The sequence below is a fragment of the Candidatus Poriferisodalis sp. genome, assembly GCF_965204125.1.
Classification (GTDB): domain Bacteria; phylum Actinomycetota; class Acidimicrobiia; order Acidimicrobiales; family Poriferisodalaceae; genus Poriferisodalis.
In genome coordinates this window covers 2,793,717-2,817,331 of record NZ_OZ241968.1, presented here as the reverse complement: position 1 = coordinate 2,817,331, position 23,615 = coordinate 2,793,717, and the positions used below count along the sequence as shown (strand labels likewise).

Annotated in this window: 20 protein-coding genes; 15 read left to right on the top strand and 5 right to left on the bottom strand. The window is 67.9% G+C overall.

Features of this window, described 5'->3' with window-relative positions:
* The first annotated feature begins 29 nt into the window (after positions 1 to 29).
* From ACOGXD_RS13020 to ACOGXD_RS13010, 3 genes are all read left to right on the top strand, one after another.
* The gene (locus tag ACOGXD_RS13020; protein WP_419915461.1) at positions 30 to 632 is read left to right on the top strand and encodes an MOSC domain-containing protein; all 603 of its coding nucleotides are present in this window, start codon (positions 30 to 32) and stop codon (positions 630 to 632) included.
* A 131-nt stretch (positions 633 to 763) separates the two neighbouring features.
* The gene (locus ACOGXD_RS13015; protein ID WP_419915460.1) at positions 764 to 1,003 is read left to right on the top strand and encodes a type II toxin-antitoxin system Phd/YefM family antitoxin; all 240 of its coding nucleotides are present in this window, start codon (positions 764 to 766) and stop codon (positions 1,001 to 1,003) included.
* On the top strand, positions 1,000 to 1,389 hold the full coding sequence (locus ACOGXD_RS13010) for a type II toxin-antitoxin system VapC family toxin (RefSeq protein WP_419915459.1): 390 nt from the start codon (positions 1,000 to 1,002) through the stop codon (positions 1,387 to 1,389). Before ACOGXD_RS13015 ends, ACOGXD_RS13010 begins: the two co-directional genes overlap by 4 nt.
* Before the next feature lie 35 nt (positions 1,390 to 1,424).
* Here ACOGXD_RS13010 and ACOGXD_RS13005 read toward each other — a convergent pair whose 3' ends face one another.
* Positions 1,425 to 2,018, bottom strand: coding sequence for an HD domain-containing protein (locus tag ACOGXD_RS13005; RefSeq protein ID WP_419915458.1), 594 nt, complete (start codon positions 2,016 to 2,018; stop codon positions 1,425 to 1,427).
* A gap of 14 nt (positions 2,019 to 2,032) precedes the next feature.
* Positions 2,033 to 3,058, bottom strand: coding sequence for a branched-chain amino acid aminotransferase (locus tag ACOGXD_RS13000; protein WP_419915457.1), 1,026 nt, complete (start codon positions 3,056 to 3,058; stop codon positions 2,033 to 2,035).
* A gap of 157 nt (positions 3,059 to 3,215) precedes the next feature.
* On the opposite strand from ACOGXD_RS13000, the gene ACOGXD_RS12995 reads away from it, so the two are divergent.
* A complete protein-coding gene (locus ACOGXD_RS12995) occupies positions 3,216 to 5,330 on the top strand; it encodes a 3-hydroxyacyl-CoA dehydrogenase NAD-binding domain-containing protein (protein WP_419915456.1) in 2,115 nt (704 codons plus the stop codon).
* Positions 5,331 to 5,381: 51 nt separating this feature from the next.
* Positions 5,382 to 6,239, top strand: a complete 858-nt coding sequence (locus tag ACOGXD_RS12990; protein ID WP_419915455.1) for a TauD/TfdA dioxygenase family protein — start codon at positions 5,382 to 5,384, stop codon at positions 6,237 to 6,239.
* Positions 6,240 to 6,380: 141 nt separating this feature from the next.
* Here the strand turns inward: ACOGXD_RS12990 and ACOGXD_RS12985 are convergent, their stop codons facing one another.
* A complete protein-coding gene (locus tag ACOGXD_RS12985; RefSeq protein WP_419915454.1) occupies positions 6,381 to 7,520 on the bottom strand; it encodes an Ldh family oxidoreductase in 1,140 nt (379 codons plus the stop codon).
* 191 nt (positions 7,521 to 7,711) lie between these two features.
* On the opposite strand from ACOGXD_RS12985, the gene tcuA reads away from it, so the two are divergent.
* Positions 7,712 to 9,151 carry an FAD-dependent tricarballylate dehydrogenase TcuA gene (gene tcuA / locus ACOGXD_RS12980; protein ID WP_419917406.1) on the top strand — a complete coding sequence of 480 codons (1,440 nt, stop codon included), beginning with the start codon at positions 7,712 to 7,714 and terminating at the stop codon, positions 9,149 to 9,151.
* 55 nt (positions 9,152 to 9,206) lie between these two features.
* Complete coding sequence (locus ACOGXD_RS12975; RefSeq protein ID WP_419915453.1) at positions 9,207 to 11,471, top strand: NADP-dependent isocitrate dehydrogenase; 2,265 nt, start codon at positions 9,207 to 9,209, stop codon at positions 11,469 to 11,471.
* Positions 11,472 to 11,495: 24 nt separating this feature from the next.
* On the opposite strand, the gene argG is transcribed toward ACOGXD_RS12975, so the two are convergent.
* A complete protein-coding gene (gene argG, locus ACOGXD_RS12970; protein WP_419915452.1) occupies positions 11,496 to 12,863 on the bottom strand; it encodes an argininosuccinate synthase in 1,368 nt (455 codons plus the stop codon).
* Positions 12,864 to 12,982: 119 nt separating this feature from the next.
* Here argG and ACOGXD_RS12965 point away from each other — a divergent pair, with 119 nt between their 5' ends.
* On the top strand, positions 12,983 to 14,167 hold the full coding sequence (locus tag ACOGXD_RS12965) for a M20 family metallopeptidase (protein WP_419915451.1): 1,185 nt from the start codon (positions 12,983 to 12,985) through the stop codon (positions 14,165 to 14,167).
* Positions 14,168 to 14,189: 22 nt separating this feature from the next.
* Here the strand turns inward: ACOGXD_RS12965 and ACOGXD_RS12960 are convergent, their stop codons facing one another.
* Positions 14,190 to 14,645 carry a nitroreductase family deazaflavin-dependent oxidoreductase gene (locus ACOGXD_RS12960; protein ID WP_419915450.1) on the bottom strand — a complete coding sequence of 152 codons (456 nt, stop codon included), beginning with the start codon at positions 14,643 to 14,645 and terminating at the stop codon, positions 14,190 to 14,192.
* Positions 14,646 to 14,732: 87 nt separating this feature from the next.
* On the opposite strand from ACOGXD_RS12960, the gene ACOGXD_RS12955 reads away from it, so the two are divergent.
* The 7 genes from ACOGXD_RS12955 to ACOGXD_RS12925 all read left to right on the top strand — a co-directional run bounded on the left by ACOGXD_RS12955 (position 14,733) and on the right by ACOGXD_RS12925 (position 23,601).
* On the top strand, positions 14,733 to 15,188 hold the full coding sequence (locus ACOGXD_RS12955; RefSeq protein WP_419915449.1) for a hypothetical protein: 456 nt from the start codon (positions 14,733 to 14,735) through the stop codon (positions 15,186 to 15,188).
* A gap of 15 nt (positions 15,189 to 15,203) precedes the next feature.
* A complete protein-coding gene (locus ACOGXD_RS12950; protein WP_419915448.1) occupies positions 15,204 to 16,376 on the top strand; it encodes an FIST signal transduction protein in 1,173 nt (390 codons plus the stop codon).
* Entirely contained in the window at positions 16,366 to 18,339 is a 1,974-nt protein-coding gene (tkt, locus tag ACOGXD_RS12945) for a transketolase (protein ID WP_419915447.1), read from the top strand. Before ACOGXD_RS12950 ends, tkt begins: the two co-directional genes overlap by 11 nt.
* 114 nt (positions 18,340 to 18,453) lie before the next feature.
* Positions 18,454 to 19,587: a transaldolase gene (gene tal, locus ACOGXD_RS12940; protein WP_419915446.1), complete on the top strand. Its 1,134-nt coding sequence runs from the start codon at positions 18,454 to 18,456 to the stop codon at positions 19,585 to 19,587.
* 89 nt (positions 19,588 to 19,676) lie between these two features.
* A complete protein-coding gene (locus tag ACOGXD_RS12935; RefSeq protein ID WP_419915445.1) occupies positions 19,677 to 20,225 on the top strand; it encodes a winged helix-turn-helix transcriptional regulator in 549 nt (182 codons plus the stop codon).
* On the top strand, positions 20,222 to 22,744 hold the full coding sequence (gene cofH, locus ACOGXD_RS12930; protein WP_419915444.1) for a 5-amino-6-(D-ribitylamino)uracil--L-tyrosine 4-hydroxyphenyl transferase CofH: 2,523 nt from the start codon (positions 20,222 to 20,224) through the stop codon (positions 22,742 to 22,744). Before ACOGXD_RS12935 ends, cofH begins: the two co-directional genes overlap by 4 nt.
* A gap of 131 nt (positions 22,745 to 22,875) precedes the next feature.
* Positions 22,876 to 23,601 carry a redoxin domain-containing protein gene (locus ACOGXD_RS12925; RefSeq protein ID WP_419915443.1) on the top strand — a complete coding sequence of 242 codons (726 nt, stop codon included), beginning with the start codon at positions 22,876 to 22,878 and terminating at the stop codon, positions 23,599 to 23,601.
* Positions 23,602 to 23,615 lie beyond the last annotated feature (14 nt).

The window sequence follows — 23,615 nt, the reverse complement described above, 5'->3', positions numbered from 1 at the left end:
TGCCGACGAACCTTTTGGGACGCATCTCGATGAACGCATCAGCAGAGACCACCGCCATCGTCGAGGCTGCGAGCAGCGACCCGGCGCTCCACCGCAGCACCGCCGAGCTGGAAGCGGCGCTGTCGCACATTCGCGAGGCCCCCGGCAGCACCGGCACGATCGAGCTCATCGTTCGCCGCCCTGGCGAAGATGCCCGCGAAGTGCTCGACGTGGCCGATATCAACGATGCCGAGGGCGTTGCGGGTGACACGTGGAACCAGCGAGGCTCACCGTCGTCAGCCGATGGCGGACCGCACCCGGACGCCCAGATCACCATCATGAGCGCTCGTGCGGCCGCGGCGGTCATCGGGCCAGTCGAACGCTGGCCGCTCGCCGGCGACCAGATCTACGCCGACCTCGACATCAGCCACGAGACGCTGCCAGCCGGCGCCCAGCTGAGGCTCGGCGATGCGATCCTGGAGGTCACGGCCAAACCGCACCGAGGCTGCGCCAAGTTCGCCGCCCGATTCGGCCGCGACGCGCTGCGGTTCGTGAACACCGGTGAGGGCCGCGACCTGCGCATGCGGGGCGTCAACTGCCGTGTCGTCCAGCCGGGCACCGTCCGCGCCGGCGACCCCATCACCCGCCTCTGACCCGTTTCCGCATACCTGCGTGAACATCCTCGCCTGCACCTTGGGCGACCGCGTGCGTAACTTAGTCTAGTCACTAGACTAAGTTCATAAGCGTTGTCTCGACGAAAATGACTTGCAAAGGCTGAAATAGCATGACATCGTCATCAATGGTGAATGTGCATGAGGCGAAGACACACCTGTCGAAGTTGCTGAGCCGAGTTGAGGCCGGTGAGGAGATCGTGATCGCACGAGCCGGCAAGCCGTGTGCCCGCCTCGTGCCGCTCAAGCCGAGGAAGCGGCGCACACCCGGTCGACTCCGGGGCATCACAGTGCCGCCGGAGTTCTTCGACCCCTTGCCTGACGATGAACTCGCCCTTTGGGAGGGCGAGTGAACGAACTGCTGCTTGACACCCATGCGCTGCTGTGGTGGTGGAGCAACAATCCAAGTCTGTCCTCAGCAGCTCTGGAGGCAATCGCCGATCCTGACACGGCAGTACATGTCAGCGCAGCCAGTGCCTGGGAGATTGCGACCAAGCATCGGAGCGGTCGCCTCATCGTCCCTCCACGCGTCATCTCACAGTTTCACGAGGAAACCGTCGCCGAGTCCTTTCGCCACCTGTCCGTCAGCTACGCACATGCGCGCCAAGCGGGAATGTACGACATCGCTCATAAGGACCCGTTCGACCGGATGCTGGCAGCGCAATCGGAACTTGAGACTATGACCCTGGTGACCGCCGACCGGGCGTTCGAGGACTTCCCTGTCAACACCCTGTGGTGAAGCACCGCAGCCTGTGATGGCTGCGCCGGCCAGATTTAGGTCAGCGGGGCGGTGGCGGGGACCTGTGAGGGGCGGCTGAAGACTTCGTCGAGCAGGGGGCGAAAGTCGTCAGCTGCCAGGTTGGGGTACTTCGGGTCGAAGCAGTTCTGGTCGTAGTTCTCACAGAAGTCCAGGCAGGCGTCGTAGTGAGGCGAGTCGCGGTACTGCTCGCGGGCATCGCGATCGCCACCGAGGTGGTGGAAGTAGTAGTAGCCCTGAAACAGCCCGTGATGGGCGATCACCCAGTGGGTGCGCTCGTCGACATAGGGCTGCAGCACGGCGGCACCGGCGGCGCTGTGATTCTCGGGCGCGAATGCGTCACCGATGTCATGCAGCAGGGCCGCCGCCACGAGGTCGGTCGATTCGCCGTTTCGCAATGCCCGGGTTGCCGATTGCAGGGAATGGTCGTAGCGGTCGATCGGGTAGCCCAGCGTGGGTCCCCGCAGGCACTGCAGGATGTTCAGCAGGTTGTCGACCAGTCCCGTTCGGACGTGCGCGTAGTGCTGACTGTCCAGGAACGCGTAGTCGTCAGCGGTGCCGTGCTCCATTGCCGTCCAGGACACGATGCGGCCGGTGTCCCGATTGCTCATGGCAACCCGATCCGTCAGCCCTTCACAGGTGTGCGCCAGCCGAAGGGATCGGGCGCAGCACCGACCTGGATGTCGACGAGTGCCTGGCGCAGCCGCATCGTGTTGCGGCCCGGTTGGCCGTCGCCCACAGTGAGCGTCTTGCCTTCGAACAGGATGGTGCCGACGGGGGCGAGCACCGCGGCCGTTCCCGACAGGAACGCTTCGCCGCGCTCGGCCCACTCGACCAGCTCCTCGGGGTCGATCGAGCGCTCCTCGACCTCGTAGCCCAACGACGCAGCCAGCTCGATCACCGACGACCGGGTGACACCGTGCAAGAACGACTCGTCGAGGTGACGGGTCACCACCCGCTCGTCGTCGGCCAAGAAGAAGTTGGACGCCCCGGTCTCGGTGATGTCCCCGCCGGTGGCGAACAGCATCTGGTCGATGGCCTCATTCCCGGCCATGGCATCGAGCGTGGGCGCCAGTGCCATCGCGTAGTTCCCGCCGCACTTCACCATGCCGAACTGCGGCACGGTGCGGGGAATCTCGGTCTCGACCAGCAAGGTCAAGGGCCGCACGCCGCCCTTGAAGTAATCGCCGACCGGGCAGTTGACGACATAGAGCAACGCGCTGCGCGTCGGACGGGCCGCAGCGCCGATATCGGGCTCGGTGCCGATGAGCGTCGGGCGGATGTAGAGCGAGCCGGGCGGGTCGGGCACCTCGCCCGCGTTCGCCTCCACTGCGTCCACGCACATCTGATGCAGGACATCACCGTCGATGGCGGGCAGCCGCAGCCGTTGTGCGCTGGACACCATGCGTTCCACATGCCGGTCCAGCCGGAAGATCGCCAGCGACCCGTCCACCTGGCGGTGTGCCTTGAGCCCTTCGAAGATGGCGCTGCCGTAGTGCAGTACGTGCGCCGCGGGGCTGATGGTGAAGTCGCCGAATGGCTCAGCTCCCCCGCCGTAGACGTACGGGCCGTCGTCGGCGCGGGCGGTGGTCATCCAGTCACAGAAGATGGTCCCGAAGGGGACCGTAAACGGGTCGGGCTTGTCAGTCACCGGCGCTCCATGGGGATGGCTTGGGCGTTGCAGTCGTCCAAGACATTCGCAGCGTATCGCCGGGCCCTGTCCGCATCGGGGGGAATTCGGCGCCGAGTCGCCTGGCTGTACGCACCGGCCCGGTCCGGCAGGGCCGTCGTTGCGTACGCTGCGGCCCATGACAACCCAGGACCAGAGCCAGATCACCGAGTCGGTCCGACTCGAGCGCCGCGACGACGTGGCGTTGCTCATCGTGAACAACCCGCCCGTCAACGCGCTGAGCTACCACGTGCGCCAAGGCCTCATCGACGGCATGGCAGCCGCCGAGGCCAGCGACGCAACAGCCATCGTGCTCATCTGCGACGGGCGGACCTTCATCGCCGGTGCAGACATCACCGAGTTCTCCCAGCCGCCCAAGCCCCCCGCCCTCGTGCCCGGTCAGGAGGCCATGGAGAACTGCAGCAAGCCAGTGGTGGCTGCGATCCACGGCACTGCGCTCGGCGGCGGGCTGGAGGTCGCGCTGTGCGCGCACTTCCGGGTCGCCATCAGCACCGCTCAGTTCGGCTTGCCCGAGGTGAAGCTGGGCCTGCTGCCCGGGGGCGGCGGCACACAGCGCCTGCCGCGCATTACCGGCCCGCAGCGGGCGCTCGAGATCATGGTCAGCGGCGACCCGATCGGCGCCGCTGAGGCCTTGGAATGCGGCCTGATCAACGAGATCGTGGGAGACTCCCTGGCCGATCTCGAGGCCGGAGCAGTGGCATTCGCCCGCCGAGCTGTGGCAGAAGGCATGCCCCGCCCGCGCATCCGCGATCGCAACGATCGCCTCGAAGGCTTCGGCGCCGAGCAGTTCGCCGCCTTCCGGGCCTCGATCGCCCGCCGGACGCGCGGCTTCGAAGCACCTGACTGCATCGTGCGCTGCGTGGAAGCAGCCGTCGAGACCGGCGCCAGCGGCGACTTCGAGGCTGGGCTCGCCGCCGAGCAGCGCATCTTCGGCGAGCTGATGGGCAGCTCGCAGGCCAACGCGCAGCAGTACTACTTCTTTGCTGAGCGAGCTGCGCAGAAGGTGCCCGACGTTCCCCGCGACACGCCGCCCGTCGACATTGCGCAGGTCGGCATCCTGGGCGCGGGAACGATGGGCGGCGGCATCGCGATGAACTTCGCCAACATCGGTATTCCTGTCACCCTCGTGGAGCGTGACGAGGCCAGCCTCGAGCGAGGCCTCGGCGTGGTGCGACGCAACTACGAGCGCACTGCGGCGCGAGGCGGCATCTCGTCAGACGATGTGCAGACCCGCATGGACCTGCTGCAGGGCTCCACCGACATGGGCGATTTTGCCGACTGCGACCTGATGATCGAGGCCGTCTTCGAGAACATGGCGCTCAAGAAGGACGTGTTCTCCCAGCTCGACGCCATCTGCAAGCCGGGTGCGGTGCTCGCCACCAACACCTCCGCGCTGGATGTGAACGAGATCGCCTCGGCCACGTCACGGCCTGAGGCCGTCATCGGCATGCACTTCTTCTCCCCCGCCAACGTCATGCGGATGCTTGAAGTGGTGCGCGGCGATGCCACCTCGCACACGGCCATCACCACCGCCATGTCGATCGGCAAGCGCATCGGCAAGACACCGGTGCTGTGCGGAGTCTGCTACGGCTTCATCGGCAACCGGATGCTGTTCATGCGGGGCATCGAGGCCGAGAAGATGCTGCTGGAGGGCGCCACGCCGGCCCAGATCGACAAGGTCGTGTACGGCTTCGGCTTCCCCATGGGGCCGTTTGCCATGAGCGATCTGGCCGGTCTCGACGTGGGCTGGAACGAGGACACGTCGTCGAGCTCGACGGTGCGCGAGGTGCTGTGCGAGTCGGGCCGCCGGGGCCAGAAGAACGGCCGCGGCTACTACATCTACGACCCCGACACCCGGGCCTCGACGCCCGACCCGGAGGTCGAGCAGATGATCCGCGACTTCGCCGCTGAGCGGGGAGCGGTGCTGCGCGATGTCACCGATCAGGAGATCCTCGAACGCTGCCTGTATCCGATGGTCAACGAGGGCGCCAAGATCCTCGACGAGGGCATCGCTCTGCGGGGCAGCGACGTCGACGTCACCTGGATCAACGGCTACGGCTGGCCGATGTACACCGGCGGACCGATGTACTGGGCCGACGAGATCGGGCTCGGCGAGGTGCTGGGCCGCATCCGCCATTACGACGAGACGCTGGGCGGCGATCACTGGACACCCAGCCCGCTGCTGGAACGGTTGGCAGCCGAGGGCGGTTCGCTGGCGCGCCACGAGAGCTGACGGCGCGGCCGGCGGCCAGAATTGACGGCGGGCTGACCGAGGGAGAAACCAGTGCTGACGTTCGAGCCCATCCATCCTGACTTCGGCGCCAAGGTCAGCGGCATCGACCTGTCGAAGCCGCTCGACGGCGCGGCAGTTGCGGAGCTGCACGACGCCGTCGACACCTACTCGCTGCTGCATTTCCCGGACCAGCAGATGTCCGACGAAGCGCAGCTTGCGCTTACCCGCACCCTCGGCGAGCCCGAGCCGAACCATGTGGTGTTCGGCAAGACGGGCAAGGTCGAGTACTTCGGCACGATCGGCAACGTCATCGACGCCGACACCAAGCGGGACGAGTCACACCCGCTGACCCACAACCAGAAGGGCAACAACCTCTGGCACTCGGATTCGTCATTCCGGCTCGTGCCGTCGTACGTGTCGATCCTGTGCGCCTACGAGGTGCCCGGCGAGGGCGGCGAGACGCTGTATGCGAGCCAGCGGGCCGCGTACGCCAGGCTCAGCCCCGAGCGCCAGTCCGAGATCGACGATCTCGTGGTGCTGCACGATTACGTGTTCAGCCGGACCAGGGTCGCCCCGGTCGATCCGAACCACGCCGCATCGCTGCCGCCGATCCCCCAGCGGCTCGTGCGCACCAACCCCGGCAACGGTCTGAAGAACTACTACGCCGGGTCGCACGCCCGATCCATCGTCGGCTGGCACGGCATCGACAGCCGCCGGCTGATCGATGAGCTCAACGAAGCCGCCACCCGTCCCGAAGACGAGTACGTACATCGCTGGACCGCCGGCGACACCGTCATCTACGACAATCGCTGCCTGTTGCACCGCGGCGCCGGCTACGACGCCGACCGCTGGCGCCGCTACATGCGCCAGACCCGCGTGCAAGGCACCGGCCCAACCCTCGACGAGTGAGAGGCTGAGCCGAACGGCGAAGCCGTGGCCCGAGCGGCCCGTGAGCGCAGCGAACAAGAGCGGGAAGCAACAGGCGACGCGACGGCCAGTTTCACCACTCCGCGTACGTTCTCGGGCCGCAGCGCTGAGGACGCAGCCGGCTCAGCCAGCGGCGGCGGAGATCGTTGCTTCGGGGACGCCGGCGGCTCGGGCGCCGCCGCAGATGCTCTCCCACGTCTCGGCGGGCAGCGTGATGCCGTTGGCCATGCGGTGCTGGCGCCGCTCGTGCTCCACATCGCCGGGCAGCTTCACGGGCTCGGAGGGATCGATGGCGTCGGCGTCGTAGAACCAGTCGAGATAGTCCGCGGCGATGCCGTTGTACCCGTCGTCAGTCTCGCCGACAGCGGCGTCTACCTGGGCCGGGTCGACGTAGACCGAGAGCATGCCGTTGGCGAAGCGAACCCGGCGCGGTCCTGCAGTGCCAGTGCCGGTGAGCGCACCGGCCAGCAGCTCGCACATGACCGAGATGCCCGAGCCCTTGTGCTCGCCCATCGCCCGCAGTGCGCCCGGCCCGTCCATGGAGTTCGGGCGCTGACCCTCCTCGAACGTGTACAGCACCCGCGGGTCGCCGGTGATCTCTCCGTCGCCGGATACGAGGGCGTTGTCGGGGACGGCCGGACCGCCATGCAGCGCCACCATGGCCTTGCCCTCGGCCACCACCGACGTGGCGAAGTCGTGGATGACGGGGCGGCGACCGGCCACGGGCGCGCCATAGGCGCACGGGTTGGTGCCCATCCGGCGGGCCTTGGCGCCGAACGGGGCCACCAGCCGGCTGTTGGCGACGTTGACGAAGTGCACCGAGACCAGGCCTTCGGCTGCGGCCATCTCGGCGTACTCGCCGATGCGGCCGAGGTGGCCCGCGTTGCGCAGCCCCGCCACCGCAACGCCAAGTTCCTTGCATCGCTCGATGCCCAGTTCCACTGCTGCAGAACCGACGGTCTGGCCCATGCCGTACTGGCCGTCCACCAGCAACAGCGCGCCCGAGTCGATGAGCACCTTGAGCTCCTGGTCGGCGAGCTGAATGCCATTCGCCAGCAGATCCACATACAGCGCCGAGCGGATCACACCGTGGCTGTCATGGCCCGCCAGGTTGGCCCCGACGAGGCTGCGGCCGATACGCGCCGCTTCGGCATCGGAGCACGCCGTATGCCGGAAGATCTCAGCGATGAACTCCGCAAGGCATTCATGGTCGATCACCACGTCGCGGTTCGCGGCGTCATTGTTTGTGCTGGATTCGCTCATCGCCGCAGCGTACGCGGCTCCCCCGGTTCGTTTCCGCACCAGAGCACCGTGACTCGGCCGGCCGGCCTCGCTCCCGCATCGTCGGGACGCTCCACATAGGCTCGCTCGGCGTGAATGCGCCTGATCGATCGGCGGCGGCAGGCTCCACGGAGCACTACGACGTGGTGGTGGTGGGCGCGGGCAATGCGGCGATGTGCGCGGCGCTCGCGGCCCACGAGGGCGGTGCCAGGGTGCTCGTGCTGGAACGGGCGCCCGAGGCCGAGGCCGGCGGCAACAGCCGATTCACTGCCGGCGCGATCCGCTTCGCCTACGACGGCGTCGACGACCTGCGGGCACTGATGCCCGATCTCACCGACGCCGAAGTGGAGATGACCGACTTCGGCACCTACACCGAAGAGCAGTTCTACGCTGATCTCGGTCGCATCACCGACTACCGGTGCGATCCCGAGCTGGCCGACACGCTCGTCACCCGCAGCAAGGACACGCTGATGTGGATGGCGAGCCATGGTGTGCGGTTCGCGCCGATCTGGGGACGCCAGGCCTTCAAGGTGGACGGGCGCTTCACCTTCTGGGGCGGCCTCACGGTGGAGTCGGTGGGCGGCGGCGAAGGACTCGTGGAATCCCTGCGGGCAGCACTCGACCGGAACCGGATCGACCTGTGGCACGAAGCCGCCGGGCGCTCGCTGCTGACCGACGACAGCGGCGCGGTGCGGGGCGTTCGCGTGCGGCGCGGCGGCCGTGTGATCGACGTCGAATGCAGCGCTGTCGTGCTGGCGGCTGGCGGTTTCCAGGCCAACGCCGAATGGCGCACCCGCTACCTGGGTCCCGGATGGGATCTGGCCAAGGTGCGCGGCACCCGCTTCAACACCGGCGACGGAATCGCAATGGCGCTTGACATCGGCGCGATGCCGTACGGCAATTGGAGCGGCGCTCACGCCGTGGCGTGGGATTACAACGCCCCGGAGTTCGGCGATCTCGCGGTCGGCGACGGCTTCCAGAAGCACAGCTATCCGTTCGCGATCGTGCTGAACCAGGACGGCCAGCGCTTCGTGGACGAGGGCGCCGACTTCCGCAACTACACCTACGCCCGCTACGGGCGCGAGATCCTCGCCCAGCCGGGGCACTCGGCCTGGCAGGTCTTCGACGCCAGTACCGAGCACCTGCAGCGCGACGAGTACCGCATCCGCCAAGTCACCAAAGTGACCGCCGACAGCATCGAAGAGCTCTGCGCGCGCATGGAGGACGTGCACACCGAGGGAGCGCTGGCAACGATCAGCGAGTTCAACGCAGCGGTCGACCGCAGCGTCCCGTTCGACCCCAACGTGCTCGACGGCCGCCGCACCAGGGGCCTCGGCCCCGACAAGACGAACTGGGCGATGCCGATCGAGACGCCGCCATTCTCAGCGTTCCGCGTGACATGCGGCCTGACCTTCACGTTCGGCGGGCTGCGCATCGACGAAACCGGCTGTGTGATCGACACCGACCTGCGGCCGATCACGGGCTTGTATGCCGCAGGCGAGCTGGTGGGCGGCCTGTTCTACGGCAACTATCCCGGCGGCTCGGGCCTCTCGGCGGGTGCGGTGTTCGGCCGGCTGGCGGGCAGCTCCGCCGCCGCGCACGCCACCGGCTGAACAGTCTCTGCTCAACGGGCGGCGACTCCCCGGCGGGCGGTAGCGTCCAATCGCTATGTCCTCCTCGCCCAACAACACCGGCTCGAAGATCGTCTATACCCACACCGACGAAGCACCAGCGCTGGCCACCTATTCGCTGCTGCCGATCATCACCGCGTTCACCGACGCTGCAGGGGTCGACGTCGCGACACGTGACATCTCGCTGGCAGGTCGGATCATCGCGGCCTTCGGCGACATGCTCGACCCGCATCAGCGAATCGGCGATGCGCTGAGCGAACTCGGCGAGTGGACCCAGGACCGCGGCGCCAACATCATCAAGCTGCCGAATATCTCCGCCTCGGTCCCCCAGCTCAAGGACGCCGTCGCCGAGCTGCAATCGAAGGGCTACGCAGTTCCCGACTATCCCGACGACCCGGCCGACGCATCCGAGCGCGAGATTCGCGAGCGCTTCGATCGGGTCAAGGGATCGGCGGTAAACCCGGTGCTGCGCGAGGGCAACTCCGATCGCCGCGCACCGCGCGCCGTGAAGGAATACGCGCGCCAGTACCCCCACTCGATGGGCGCCTGGTCACAGCAGAGCCAGAGCCACGTGTCGACGATGTCCGGCGGCGACTTCCGCTCGAATGAGCAGTCAGTTACCGCAACCGGTGCCGGCTCGCTGAGCATCGAGCATGTGGATAATGACGGGAACGTTCGCCTGATGCGCAAAGTCCCCGTCGGTGCCGGCGATGTCGTCGACTCCACGTTCATGTCGGTCGCCGCGCTGCGCGAATTCCTCGATGATCAGATCGCCGATGCCCGCTCGGGTGGCGTGCTGTTCTCGCTGCACCTCAAGGCCACCATGATGAAGGTCGCCGATCCGATTGTTTTCGGTCATGCAGTGCGGGCGTTCTTCGCACCGGTGTTCGACCGGCACGCCGAAGCACTCGCGGCCGCCGGTGCCGACCCCAATGACGGCTGGGCCAACGTGCTGGCCGCCGTCGAATCGCTGCCTGCAGCGCAGCGCGAAGCCATCGAGGCCGACATCGCTGCCACGCTTGCCGAGCGCCCCGGCTTGGCCATGGTCGACTCCGATCGCGGCATCACTAACCTGCACGTGCCCAGCGATGTCATCGTGGACGCGTCCATGCCGGCCATGATCCGGTCGTCAGGCCAGATGTGGAACGCCGAGGGCAACCAGCACGACACCAAAGCCGTCATCCCCGACTCCAGCTACGCGGGCATTTACCAAGCCGTGATCGACGACTGCCGCGCCAACGGCGCGTACGACCCGAGGACGATGGGCTCGGTTCCCAACGTGGGGCTGATGGCCCAGAAGGCCGAGGAGTACGGCAGTCACGACAAGACCTACGAGGTGGATGCTGCCGGGACCATGCGGGTCACCACCGAGTCCGGCGAGGTGCTGATGAGCCACCAGGTCGCCGTGGGCGACATCTGGCGCATGTGCACCACCAACGACGCAGCAATCGCCAACTGGGTCGATCTGGCCATCGAGCGAGGTCAGCTCACCGGTGCTGCGGTGGTGTTCTGGCTCGATGCCGAACGGCCCCACGATGCGCAGCTCATCGCCAAGGTCGATGCGCGACTGGCGCAACGGCAGGCTGACGACGCCTCGATCGGCGAGCTCGAGATACGGACCTTGGCCCCGGCCGATGCCTGCCGTATCTCGCTGGAGCGCATCCGGCGCGGGGAAGACACCATCTCGGTCACGGGCAACGTGTTGCGCGACTACAACACCGACCTGTTCCCGATCCTCGAGCTGGGCACGTCGGCAAAGATGCTCTCGGTCGTGCCGCTCATGGCCGGTGGTGGCCTCTTCGAGACAGGCGCCGGCGGCTCGGCGCCAAAGCACGTCCAGCAGATGGTGGCCGAGAACCACCTCCGTTGGGACAGCCTGGGCGAATTCCTGGCCCTGGCGGTGTCGCTCGAACACTTGGGCCGCGTAGCCCGCAACCCCGTCGCGCAGCTGCTCGCCGACACGCTCGACGCTGCGATCGGCACATGGCTAGCCGAAGGCCGCGCTCCCAGCCGCCGGGTGAACGAGCCCGACAACCGCGCCAGCCACTTCCATCTAGCGAAGCACTGGGCCGACGAGATGGCCCGCCAAGGCACAGACGCCAACCTCGCCGAGCGATTCGCCCCGCTGGCGGCGGCATTGGCCGCCAACGAGGGCCAGATCGTTGACGAGCTGGTGGAGTGCCAGGGCGTGCCGGTCGACCTCGGCGGCTACTACCTGCCCGACCCCGCACTCGCCGAAGCCGCCATGCGGCCAAGCGCCACCTTCAACGACATCCTCGACGGCTTCCGCAGCGGCGGCTGACGCCGAGCGGCGCCGACGCTCGAATCAGGTATCGAGCTCGGCGATGCCGCCGGGGCCGAGCCGGCCTGTGTCGCGATAGGCCGCCAGCTTGTCCCTGCTGTCGGCGATGTCCAGGTTGGCCATGGTGAGCTGCCCGATGCGGTCGCCTGGCCCGAATGCCGCGTCTTCGACTCGTTCCATCGACAGCCGATCTGACGCGTAGGTGAGCGCTGGGCCGGTCGTGTCGAGCACTGAGTAGTCGTCGCCACGGCGCAGCCGCAGCGTGACTTCGCCCGAAACCGACGAGCCCAGCCAGCGCAGCAGCGAGTCGCGCAGCATCAGCGCCTGGGGGTCGAACCAGCGGCCCTCGTACAGCAGCCGGCCCAGACGGCGGCCCATCGTGCGGTAGTTGTCGAGCGTGGCCTCGTTGTGGATCGCTGACAGCAGCCGCTCGTACGCGATGTGCAGCAGCGCCATTCCCGGCGCTTCGTAGATGCCACGTGACTTGGCCTCGATGACGCGGTTCTCGATCTGGTCGCTCATGCCGAGGCCATGGCGCCCGCCGACGGCATTCGCTTCCAGCACCAGCGCAACGTGATCGCTGCCCTCAGCGTCTGATGCCGAGAACTCCCGCCCGCCGATGGCGACCGGCCAGCCAGCCTCGAAGCGGATCGTGACGTCCTCGGTGTCGATGTCCACCGCCGGATCCCAGTGGGCGACGCCCATGATCGGCTCAACGATCTCCATCGACGTGCCCAAGTCCTCCAGTTGCTTGGCTTCGTGCGTGGCGCCCCAGATGTTGGCGTCGGTGGAATAGGCCTTCTCGGTGGGGTCCCGGTACGGCAGCCCACGCGACACCAGGAACTCGCTCATGCCGGCACGCCCGCCCAGCTCGTCGACAAATGTCGAGTCCAGCCAAGGCTTGTAGATGCGCAGCGCGGCATTGACCAGCAGGCCGTAGCGGTAGAAGCGCTCGATGTCGTTGCCCTTGTACGTCGAGCCGTCGCCCCAGATGTCCACGCCGTCTTCGGCCATCGCTGCCACCAGCATCGTGCCGGTCACCGCCCGGCCCAGCGGCGTGGTGTTGAAGTACGTGCGGCCAGCTGTCGAGATGTGGAACGCGCCGCACTGCAGCGCCATCAAGCCTTCGCGCACCAGCTCGGCTCGGCAGTCCACCAGGCGTGCCGCGTGGGCGCCGTAGTCGAGCGCCCGCTGCGGCACACCCGACAAGTCGGGCTCGTCGTACTGGCCCAGATCGGCCGTGTAAGCGCATACGAGCGCGCCGCGCTCGTTCATCCACGCCACCGCCGCAGAGGTGTCGAGCCCGCCGGAGAACGCGATGCCCACCCGCTCCCCCACGGGAAGCTCGGCCAGCACACGCGAACCGCCAGCAGGCACAGGACCAGTCGACATAGGCCACCACGGTACGGCGTCCGGCGGCCACATCGGCTGCGTATTTTGGCTATCGCCACGCTGTTGTTCACTGCGTGGCGATCGCGCTGCGCGTACGCTCCGCCACGAAGAGGTGACTCATGAGCGATGGCGAGGCGACAGGCACGATGAAGGGCTCCGCCACCGGCCATTCCATTGCGGAGCTGCTGAGCGAGATGGTGCGTATCCCGAGCGTCAACCCGCTGCATCACGGGCCGCGTTCGGGCACCATTGCCGAGGCCGATATGGCCAACTGGGTGGCCGAACGAGCAGCAGCGCTGGGCGCCGAAGTCGAGCTCCACGAGATCGAGCCCGGGCGTCCCAACGTGTATGCCCGCTTCACCGGGCGCACCGAGCGCATGCTGGCCATCGACGTGCATCTCGACACCGTTGGCGTCGAGCACATGGAGGGCGATCCCTTCGAGGGCCGGATCAGCGAGGGTCGGGTCTGGGGGCGGGGATCGGTCGACACCAAAGCGACGATGGCCGTGGTGCTCGCCGTGCTTGCCGAGATGACTGCCGCCGGTCAGCAGCCGATGTGCACCGTCGAGCTGGTGGGCACGATCTCCGAGGAAGGTGGCGGCCTGGCCGGTGCATCCGCGTACCGGGATCGGCTGCTGGAGCGCAACGAGCGCCGCGAGCAGATCGTGGTCGCCGAGCCGACAATGTGCGCGCCGGTGTACGGCCACAAGGGTGGCCTCGGCCTCGAGGTGTTGGTCGAGGGCCGTGCGGCGCACTCCTCCAAGCCCCATCTCGGCATCAACGCGCTGTCGGCCGGGGCCCGCATCGTCGCTGCCGTCGATATTGAACAGGAACGGCTCTCGAGCCAACCTCAAGTCGGCGCGCTCGGAGCCGGCACGGTGTCGGTCAACGAGATGGGCGGCGGGCGGGCCCGCAACATCATTCCCGACCACTGCGAGCTGTACGTGGGCAGGCGCATCGCCGACGACGAGGACTACGAACGAGAATCCGCCCGCCTCACCGAGTTGATACGCGCCGCTGCACTGCCGGCCCGTGTCAAGGTGCAGCTGGCGAACGGGTTCGGCAGCAACGCGTTCTTCCAGGCACCCGGATGCGACCTGATCGCGGCCATGGCGGAGATGTCAGGCCACAGCCCCGCCGTGGCCGACTTCGGCACGAATGCGCTGCGCTACGGCGAGGTGGCTGATCAGATCGTGGTGTTCGGCCCGGGTTCTATCGATCAGGCTCACCAAGCGATCGAATGGGTCGAGATTGCGGAGCTCGAACGAGCAGCCGACGTCTATCGCCAACTGCTCGCCCGCTGACCGGCCCAGCGAGCCAGCCTGATCAGGCGCGTGGGGCAGAGATGAAGACCGGGATCTCGCGGTCTGTCTTGGCCTGATACTCCGCGTAGGGCGGGAATGCTCTCACGCACCGTTCCCACCACGCCTCGCGCTCGGCTCCGCTGACGAGGCGCACCGTAGTCTCGAACGGCTCAGGCCCGTCCTGGATCAGCACGGTCGAATCGGCCATCAGGTTGTGGTACCAGCCCGGATGCGCCGGGGCGCCGCCCTTGGAGCCGACGATCGCGTACTCGCCCTCATGCTCAACTCGCATCAGCGGCACCTTGCGCACGAGACCGGTGCGATGCCCGACAGTGGTCATGACGATGATCGGCAGCCCGGTGTCACGCAGCGTGTTGGCCTCGCCGCCGTTCGACGCCTCGTAAGCATCGGCCTGCTCCTTCACCCAGCCCCAGGTGCTGGGCCCGTATTCGCCGTCGAACTTCTCGCTGTGTGCCATGCCGAGCAATCTAGGAGGCTGAGCCTCTCGACAGCACGCCGAAATGCGTTCGCCTGACAGGTGCGCTGCACGCCTACGATCCACAGCGTGCAGATCATGTCCGCGCTGTTCATCGAGCACTTCGACATGCGCCAGGCCGCGGGCGGCGCGGCCCGCATCGATCTGGGCGGTGTTCACTTCTCGATGGCAGCTCCCGGCCCGTTCCCGGTGACGATCACGCCGCACATGCTCGTGCTCGTGCGCTGCCCCGCCTCGCACACCGGACTGGCGGCGCTGGAAGTGAGGTTCATGCGCGGCGATGAGCAGGTGGCCCGCAACGTGCAGCCGCTCAGCGTCGAGCCCGGCAAGTTCGGCTACAACCTCGTGCAGGCCGAGCTCACCTTCGATGAGCCGTCGACGATCGAGGCCCACTGCCGCGTCGACCAGGGCGAGGTGCTGATCATTCCGCTCAGCATGAACCCGCCCGCCGACGAGCCCGCGCCGCCGGCTGCAGAGCCGGCTACCGGCGGCTGGACCGGCACGCCCGCACAGCAGGACAGCTAGGCGGGCCGGGCACGCATGCCGTTCACCGTTGGTCTGTCCCAGCACGCCGATCCCGGCATCGCGACCGGCGAGATCGTGGGGCGGGTGCTCGAGACGCTGGGAGTGCAGCCCGATGTCGCCGTGCTGTTCACCTCGGGCGAGCACATGGGCAACACCGACGAGATCGCAGCGGCAGTGGTCGAGCTGCTCAACCCCGGTGCATTCATCGGCACCACAGCGGTCTCGGTGGCAGCGGGCGAGCGCGAGATCGAAGAGGAAACCGCCGCGGTGCTGTGGGTGGGAAGCCTAGGCGGCGGCAACGCGCCGAGGGCGCGCGCTGTCCGGCTGGGCGGCGTGCCCGATCCGGCTGCCGACGACGAGGCGCTAGCGGCCGCGCTCGACGAAGTGCACGCCGCCGGCGATCTCTCGATGATTGTGCTGGCCGACCCGTACTCCTACCCCGTCGATGCCGCCCTCGGGCACTGGGCCGAGCGCTGGCCCGACGTGAGCGTGCTGGGCGGGTTGTCGTCTGGAGCACCCATGCCGGGCGGCAACCGCATCGTCGTGGACGGCAGCATGCACCGCGACGGCGCTGCGGCCCTGATCGTGGGCGGCAGCGCGAACGTGACGCACCTGGTCTCGCAGGGATGCCGACCCATCGGCCAGCCCTACATCATCACCGAGGCCGAGGGCAACGTGGTGAAGTCGCTCGGGGGCATGCCGCCGTTCGAGCGGCTGCAGCAGGTGTTCTCCAAGCTCGACCCCGCCGACCAGCGCCTGGTGCAGCGAGGGCTGCATGTGGGCCGGGTGACCGACGAGCGCAAGATCGACTTCGAGCGCGGCGATTTCCTGATCCGCGGCGTGCTCGGCGCAGACCGTGACAGCGGCGCCATTGCCATCGGCGACGAGGCGCCGATCGGCGCGACCGTGCAGTTTCATGTGCGTGACGCCGAAACCGCAGACGAAGACCTGCGCGCTGCGCTCGCGCACTCGCTGCAGACCGAGGGCGCCCTGCTGTTCACGTGCAACGGCCGGGGCACCCACCTGTTCGACGCTCCCCATCACGACGCGTCGGCGCTCGTGAACCAGACGTCGGCCGAGGTGGCCGGCATGTTCTGCGCTGGCGAAATCGGCCCGGTCGGAGCGCGCTCGTACGTGCACGGTTTCACCGCCTCGATGGCGCTGTTCTCTGACGCCGATGGGCAATGATGAACCGGGCGTCATGAACACCACTCTCGAAGCACGGCAGATCAACACCATCCGGGCACTGGCGATGGATGCCGTGATGCGTGCCCGCAGCGGCCACACCGGCACGGCGATGGCACTGGCGCCCCTAGCGCATGTGCTGTTCACCCGCATCCTGCGCTACGACGCCGCAGCGCCAGATTGGCCCGACCGCGACCGCTTCATCCTGTCGGCCGGCCACGCCTCGATGCTCGTCTACGCCATGGCGCACCTGGTGGGCTACGGCGTCACGCTCGACGACATCCGAGACTTCCGCCAGCTTGGATCGATCACGCCCGGCCACCCCGAGTACGGCCTCACGCCCGGCGTGGAGGTCACCACCGGTCCATTGGGACAGGGCCTTGCCAACGCCGTCGGCATGGCGATGGCCGAGCGCGGCCTGCGTTCCCGCCTGGGCGCCGACTTGGTGGACCATCGCACGTTCGTGATCGTCAGCGACGGCGACCTGATGGAGGGCATCAGCCACGAGGCAGCATCGCTCGCCGGCCACCAGCAGCTCGGCCGCCTGGTTGCCGTGTACGACGACAACCACATCACGATCGACGGCAGCACCGAACTGGCGCTCAGCGACGACGCCGCTCGTCGCTTCGAGGCGTACGGCTGGCACGTTGCCGACCTCGGCGAGGCCGCCGAAGACACCGACGCTCTCGAGCGCGCGATCCGCGAGGCCACGCTGGTCAGCGATCGTCCCTCGATGATCATCGTCCGCAGCCACATCGGCTACCCGATGCCCTCGGCGGCCGACACGTCGGCAGCGCATGGCGCGATCACCGACGCCGAGGAGATCGCTGCAGCCAAGCGGGCCATGGGCATGGACCCCGAAGCGACGTTCGTAGTCGACGACGACGTGGTGCAGGCCTACAGGTCAGCCGGCGCACATGGCGCAACCGAGCGTATCGAATGGGAGGCTCGGCTCGCGGCCAGCGGCCACGATCGCGGCTGGCTCGAAGCGCTCTGGTCGGCCGGCGCAGTGAACGGCGAACTGTCCGATCTTCCGACCTTCGAGGCCGGTACCCAGATGGCCACCCGGGTCGCCGCCAATCGCGTGCTCGACGCATCGCTCGACACCGTGCCCGCCCTCATCAGCGGCGGCGCCGACCTCACCGGCAACACCGGCACCAACGTGACCGCCGAGGTGCTGTCGGCCGCCAATCCGAGCGGGCGCAAGCTCTACTTCGGTGTCCGCGAGCACGCCATGGGCGCGGTCGCCAACGGCATGGCGTTGCACGGCGGCGTGCTGCCGGTGGTCGGTACCTTCCTGGTCTTCAGCGACTACATGCGGCCCGCTGTGCGGCTGGCGGCCCTGAGCGGTGCGAAGACCGTTTTCGTTTGGACGCATGACTCGATCGGCGTGGGCGAGGACGGGCCCACGCACCAGCCGGTTGAGCACGTCGCATCGCTGCGCGCTATCCCGGGCCTGTGCGTGATCAGGCCGGCCGACGCCAACGAGACGTCTCAGGCGTGGCAGATCGCAGTCGAGCGAGACGGCCCTACCGCGCTGGTGCTGACACGCCAGAACGTCCCCGTGCTCGACGGCACCGACCGCCCATCGCAGGTCGCCTCGGGCGCCTACGTGCTGATCGACACACCAGCGCCAGCGGTGATCCTGGCGGGCACCGGCAGCGAGGTGCAGTGCTGCACAGCTGCGGCCGCGCTGCTCGCCGCGGACGGCATCGCCAGCTCGGTGGTGTCGATGCCGAGCTGGGATCTCTTCGAGTCCCAAGACGCTGAGTATCGAGCCGCGGTATTCCCCCCGGGGGTGCCCGTGCTGGGCGTCGAGGCGGGCTCGGCGATGGGCTGGGACCGCTACGCAGATGCCACCGTCACGATGAACCGGTTCGGCGCGAGCGCGCCGGGTGACCACCTCATGGACCATTTCGGTTTCACCGCACCGGCCATCGCCGACGCAGCCCGCGCACTGCTGTAGGCCCGTTCTCACGGCACCACCGCCACGCGATGGCCGGCAAGCTGACACTGCATCGCCGACGCAGCCCGCGCGCTGCTGTAGAACCTGAGCAGGGACGCGCACAGGAAGGTTTCCATGACCGACGGTGGCAACGGCAGCACGACAAACGGGCGCCTGCAAGGGCTGTATTCCCGGTGCGGGCAGAGCCCGTGGCTCGACAATCTTCGCCGAGGCTGGATCACCGGCGGCGAGCTCGACGCCTGGGTCGAACAAGGCATCCGCGGCCTCACGTCGAACCCGTCGATCTTCCAGAAAGCCATCGAGTCGTCCCCCGACTACGACGAGCAGTTCGGCGACCTCGTGTGCGGCGGCACTTCGGTTGACGACGCGTACTGGCAACTGGTCACCAGCGACATCCGGGGCGCGCTGGGGGCGCTCGAAGGGGTCCACGAGGCGTCGGGCGGCACCGACGGGTTCGTGTCGGTCGAGGTGGACCCATCGCTTGCGCACGACGAGGCGGCCACCACCAAGGCTGCCCGTGAGCTGCACGAAGCCATCGCACGACCGAACCTGATGGTGAAGATCCCCGGCACCCTCGAGGGTCTCGGCGCCATTCGCCAAATGATCGCCGAGGGTCGCAGCATCAACGTGACGCTCATCTTCTCGGTGGCCCGCTACGAACAGGTGGCCGAGGCATACCTGTGCGGGCTCGAGGATCGGGTCGCCTCCGGCGTCGCCGATCTGTCGGGCGTGGCTAGCGTGGCGTCGTTCTTCGTGAGCCGCACGGACACCGAGGTCGACCGTCAGCTCGACGCCGTGGGCACCCCCAGCGCGCTGGGCTTGCGGGGACGCACCGCGGTGGCGCAGGCGCAGGCCGCCTACGGTCGCTTCGGCGAGATCTTCAGCGGGCCCCGCTGGGAGCGACTTGCTGCGCTCGGGGCCCAGGTGCAGCGTCCGCTGTGGGCGTCGACCAGCACCAAGAATCCGGCCTACCCCGACACGCTGTACGTCGACGAGCTCATCGGCCCGCACACCGTCAACACCATGCCCGATGACACCCTGGCGGCCTTCTGCGATCACGGCAAACTGCGTCGCACCGTCGATGCCGATCAGTCCGCAGCCAACTACGTGCTCGGTGCCGTCCAGGCACACGGCATCGACCTCGACGGCGTCGCCGACACGCTCGAGGCGCAAGGCGTCGCCGCCTTCACGAAGAGCTTCGACGAGCTGCTGGTGTCGCTGCAGACGAAGGCTGATTCGCTCGCCTGACGGCTCGCCAGGCAGACGCACGCGCCTGAATCTCGCAAACTGGGCGGGTCGGTTGCAAACCGAAACTGACTGCCGTAGTGTGCGCGGCCGTGAAGACCGCCACAACGGGCCAGCCGAGCTGTTCCATCCAGGCAACCCTCGACATTGTTGGCGACCGCTGGACGCTGCTCATCCTGCGTGATCTGTTCCGCGGGGTGCGCCGCTTCAGCGCCATGCAGCACGACCTCGGCATCGCTCGCAACATGCTGGCCGACCGGCTCGGCCGTCTCGTAGACGCAGGCGTTGTCGCCAAGGAGCCCTACCAGCACCGACCGGTCCGGTACGACTACGTCCTGACTGCCAAGGGCCTCGACCTGTCGAACAGCCTGCTCGCTCTGATGGCCTGGGGCGACCGCTGGTGCCACGACGGCGATGCGCCCACGGTGCTGGTGCATGCCGACTGCGGGACACCGCTCGAGATCGCAACGCGATGCCCCGCCTGCGACGAGCCGGTCGGCCCCACGCGCATCCGCAGCCGGTCTAGTCGCAGCGGCGCATCCCCTCGCGGCCTAGTGCCCAGGGAGGAGCTGCGCGGCCGAGAGCTCGCCGCAGCCGCCACCGCCTTTCAACAGCAGCCCACGAACGGAGGGGCCCTGTGACCATCATCGAACCGTCGCACAGCGTGGACGATCCGGCAGCCAACGGCGCTTCATCCAATGGCGCTGCCGTAGCCCCGCAGCCCTCGGCGGCGTCGCTGGCACTCGCAGCGCTGCCGCTCACTGAGCTTGCCGAGCGGGCAGCAGCCGTGCGCGACCAGGCGTTCGGCACCCGGGTGACCTACAGCCCGAAGGTGTTCATCCCGCTGACCATGCTGTGCCGCGACAAGTGCGGCTACTGCACGTTCGCTCAGCCCCCGGCGCGGCTCGACACGCCATACCTCACGCCCGAGCAGGTGCTGGAGATCGCCGCCAGCGGCGCCCGGGCGGGCTGCCACGAGGCGCTGTTCACCCTCGGCGAGCGCCCCGAGCTGCGCTACCCCGCAGCGGCGGACTGGCTTGCCGAGCACGGTTGGGACTCCACCGTCCACTACCTGGTCGAGATGTGCCGCCTCGTGCGCGACGAAACCGGGTTGCTCCCCCATGCAAACCCGGGCGCCATGACCGCGAGCGAGCTGGCGGCGCTGCGCGAGGTGTCGCCCAGCCAGGGGATGATGCTGGAGTCGCTGAACCCCCTCCTCGACTGCCACCGAGGATCGCCCGACAAGGAGCCGGCTCGGCGCCTCGCCACGCTCGAAGCCGCCGGTGAGGGGGCCATTCCGTACACCACCGGGATCCTCGTGGGCATCGGCGAGTCGCTCGCCGACCGGCTGGCGGCACTGGAGGCCATCGCGGCGAGCCACGCTCGCTGGGGCCACATCCAGGAAGTGATCGTGCAGAACTTCCTGCCCAAGGCGGGCACGTCGATGCACAACATGCCCGCCTGCCCGCCCGACGAGTACGCGCAGGCCATCGCTCTGGCACGCCTGATCCTCCCCGCCGACATTCACCTGCAGGCCCCGCCCAATCTCTCCGACGACTTCGGCGGGCTGCTCGACGTCGGCATCGACGACTGGGGCGGCGTTTCACCGATCACCGCCGACCACGTCAACCCCGAGCGCCCGTGGCCGGCGCTCGATCGCCTGCGGGAGGTCACCGAAGCACGCGAATTCACGCTCGCTCCCCGGCTCACCATCTACCCAGAGTTCGCGCTGCAGCCCGAGCGCTGGCTGGCCGAGACGAACCGGTTCCCGGTGATGGACCGCTCCGACGCCGAAGGCCTCGGCCGTGACGACCCCGGCGGCCAGATGCCCGAACGCACCATGGAGAACCTCAACGCCGGCTCCGGCGCAGACGTGCTGGTGGCCGACGAGAACTCCACCCAGTGGTACTCAGGCGGCGCCGGTCACCTGCCCACGAACATCATGGGAGGCCCCTCGCATGCCCGCGGGGCTGTGCGCGAGGTGCTCGACGGGGTGATGGCCGGTCAGCAAGTCGGGCACGAAGAGATTGTCACCCTGTTCTCCGCGCGCGGACCCGAGGTGGTCGCCATCGGCGAGGTGGCCGACGAGCTGCGTCGCGAAGCAGTGGGCGACATCGTGACCTGGGTGCACAACCGCAACATCAACTACACGAACGTCTGCACGTTCAAGTGCAAGTTCTGCGGCTTCTCCAAGGGACCCCTGTCGTTGAACCTGCGGGGCACGCCGTACATGCTGACGCTGGCCGACATTCAGGAACGGGTGATCGAGGCCGCCGAGCTGGGCGCCACCGAGGTGACCCTGCAGGGCGGCATCCACCCCAGCTTCGACGGCGACTACTACATCGACGTCTGCCGGGCAATCCACGATGTGGTGCCCGACATGCACCTGCACGGGTTCACGGCCCTCGAGGTCATCGAGGGGGCCAAGCGGCTCGGAGAGTCGCTCGTCGATTACCTGATGCGGCTCAAGGAGGCGGGGCTGAAGTCGCTGCCGGGCACTGCTGCAGAGATCCTCGACGATTCGGTGCGGGCGGTGCTGTGCCCCGACAAGATCAACACCGCCGAGTGGCTCGAATGCCATGAGGCGGCGCATGCCGTGGGCCTGCACTCGAACATCACGATCATGTTCGGATCGATCGAGCATCCGGAGAACTGGGCGAACCACATCGTTGCCACCCGCGAGCTGCAGAAGCGCACGGGCGGGTTCACCGAGTGGGTACCGCTGCCGTTCGTGCACATGGCCAGCCCCATCTACCTGCGCAAGGGTGCCCGTCGGGGTCCGACCTTCCGGGAGACCCTGCTGATGCATGCCGTGCCGCGGATCGCCTACCACGGGCTCATCGACAACATCCAGGTGTCGTGGGTGAAAATCGGGCCGCCGGGTGCCCAGCAGATCCTGCGGGCGGGTGCCAACGACATGGGCGGCACGCTCATGGACGAGAACATCTCGCGTGCTGCGGGCGCGCAGCACGGCCAAGGGCTTACCGAGCAGGACTTCCGGGATATCGCGGAGCCCCTCGGGCGTCGCACCCGCCAGCGTCTCACCGGCTACCAGAACGCCGACGGCGCACCGGAGGTGCGGAGCCGCATCCTGCGGCCCACCGACAACGCCACCGACCGCAAGCTCATCCCGCTCGAATCGCTCGGCAGTCGCGTCTAGCGACGGCGCAATGTGACAGCAGTCGCGTCTAGCGACGGCGCAATGTGACAGCAGTCGCGTCTAGCGACTGCGCAATGTGACAGCAGTCGCGTCTAAGCAGCTGCTCGGGTGGGGCGTACGCTGCGCCTGAGATGAAGTCTTCGGTCTCGCGCTCTGTCGCAGCGGGTGTTCTGCTCGTGGGCGTTGCTCTCATTGTCTGGACCGCCGTCGACGAGCCTGACGACGAGCTGAGTGTCGCCGGACCCGTTGGCACACCGCCAGTCACATCGCTGGCCGCGCCGGCCGAGGCATCGCAGACGACGGCAGCGGTTGCGGCCGCTCCGCCGGAGTCGGTGACATCGACGACTGCCGCTCCGGTGCCGACGACAACGACCGAGGCACCCGAGCCCATTCCGGTGCTGGGCACAGCGTTCAGCCTCAGCAAGCTCGACGGGTGGCTGAACACCGAGGCCACCTCGTTGGAGGAGATCCGGGCGAGCAACGAGATCACTGTGGTGCAGTTCTGGACGTTCGGCTGCCGGAACTGCAAGAAGACGCTCGATGCGCTGGCCCAGTTGCATGCCGACTTCCGGGATCGAGGTGTGGAGGTTGTTGGGGTCCATTCACCTGAATTCGGCTACGAGGCCAATGTCGACAACATCATCGAGGCCTCGGCTGAACTCGGCGTGGTCTGGCCGATCGCGCTCGACACCACCAAGTACAACTTCCATGTCTGGCAGGAAGGCCCGACGGGCTACTGGCCCCGCGTCTACATCATCGACAGCGAGAACCAGATCCGCTTCGACCGGCGGGGCGACGGCGCGCACACCTACCGCGAGCTCTACGCCACCGTCGAGCGACTCCTCGCCGAGGCCTGACCGGCGGGCCAGCG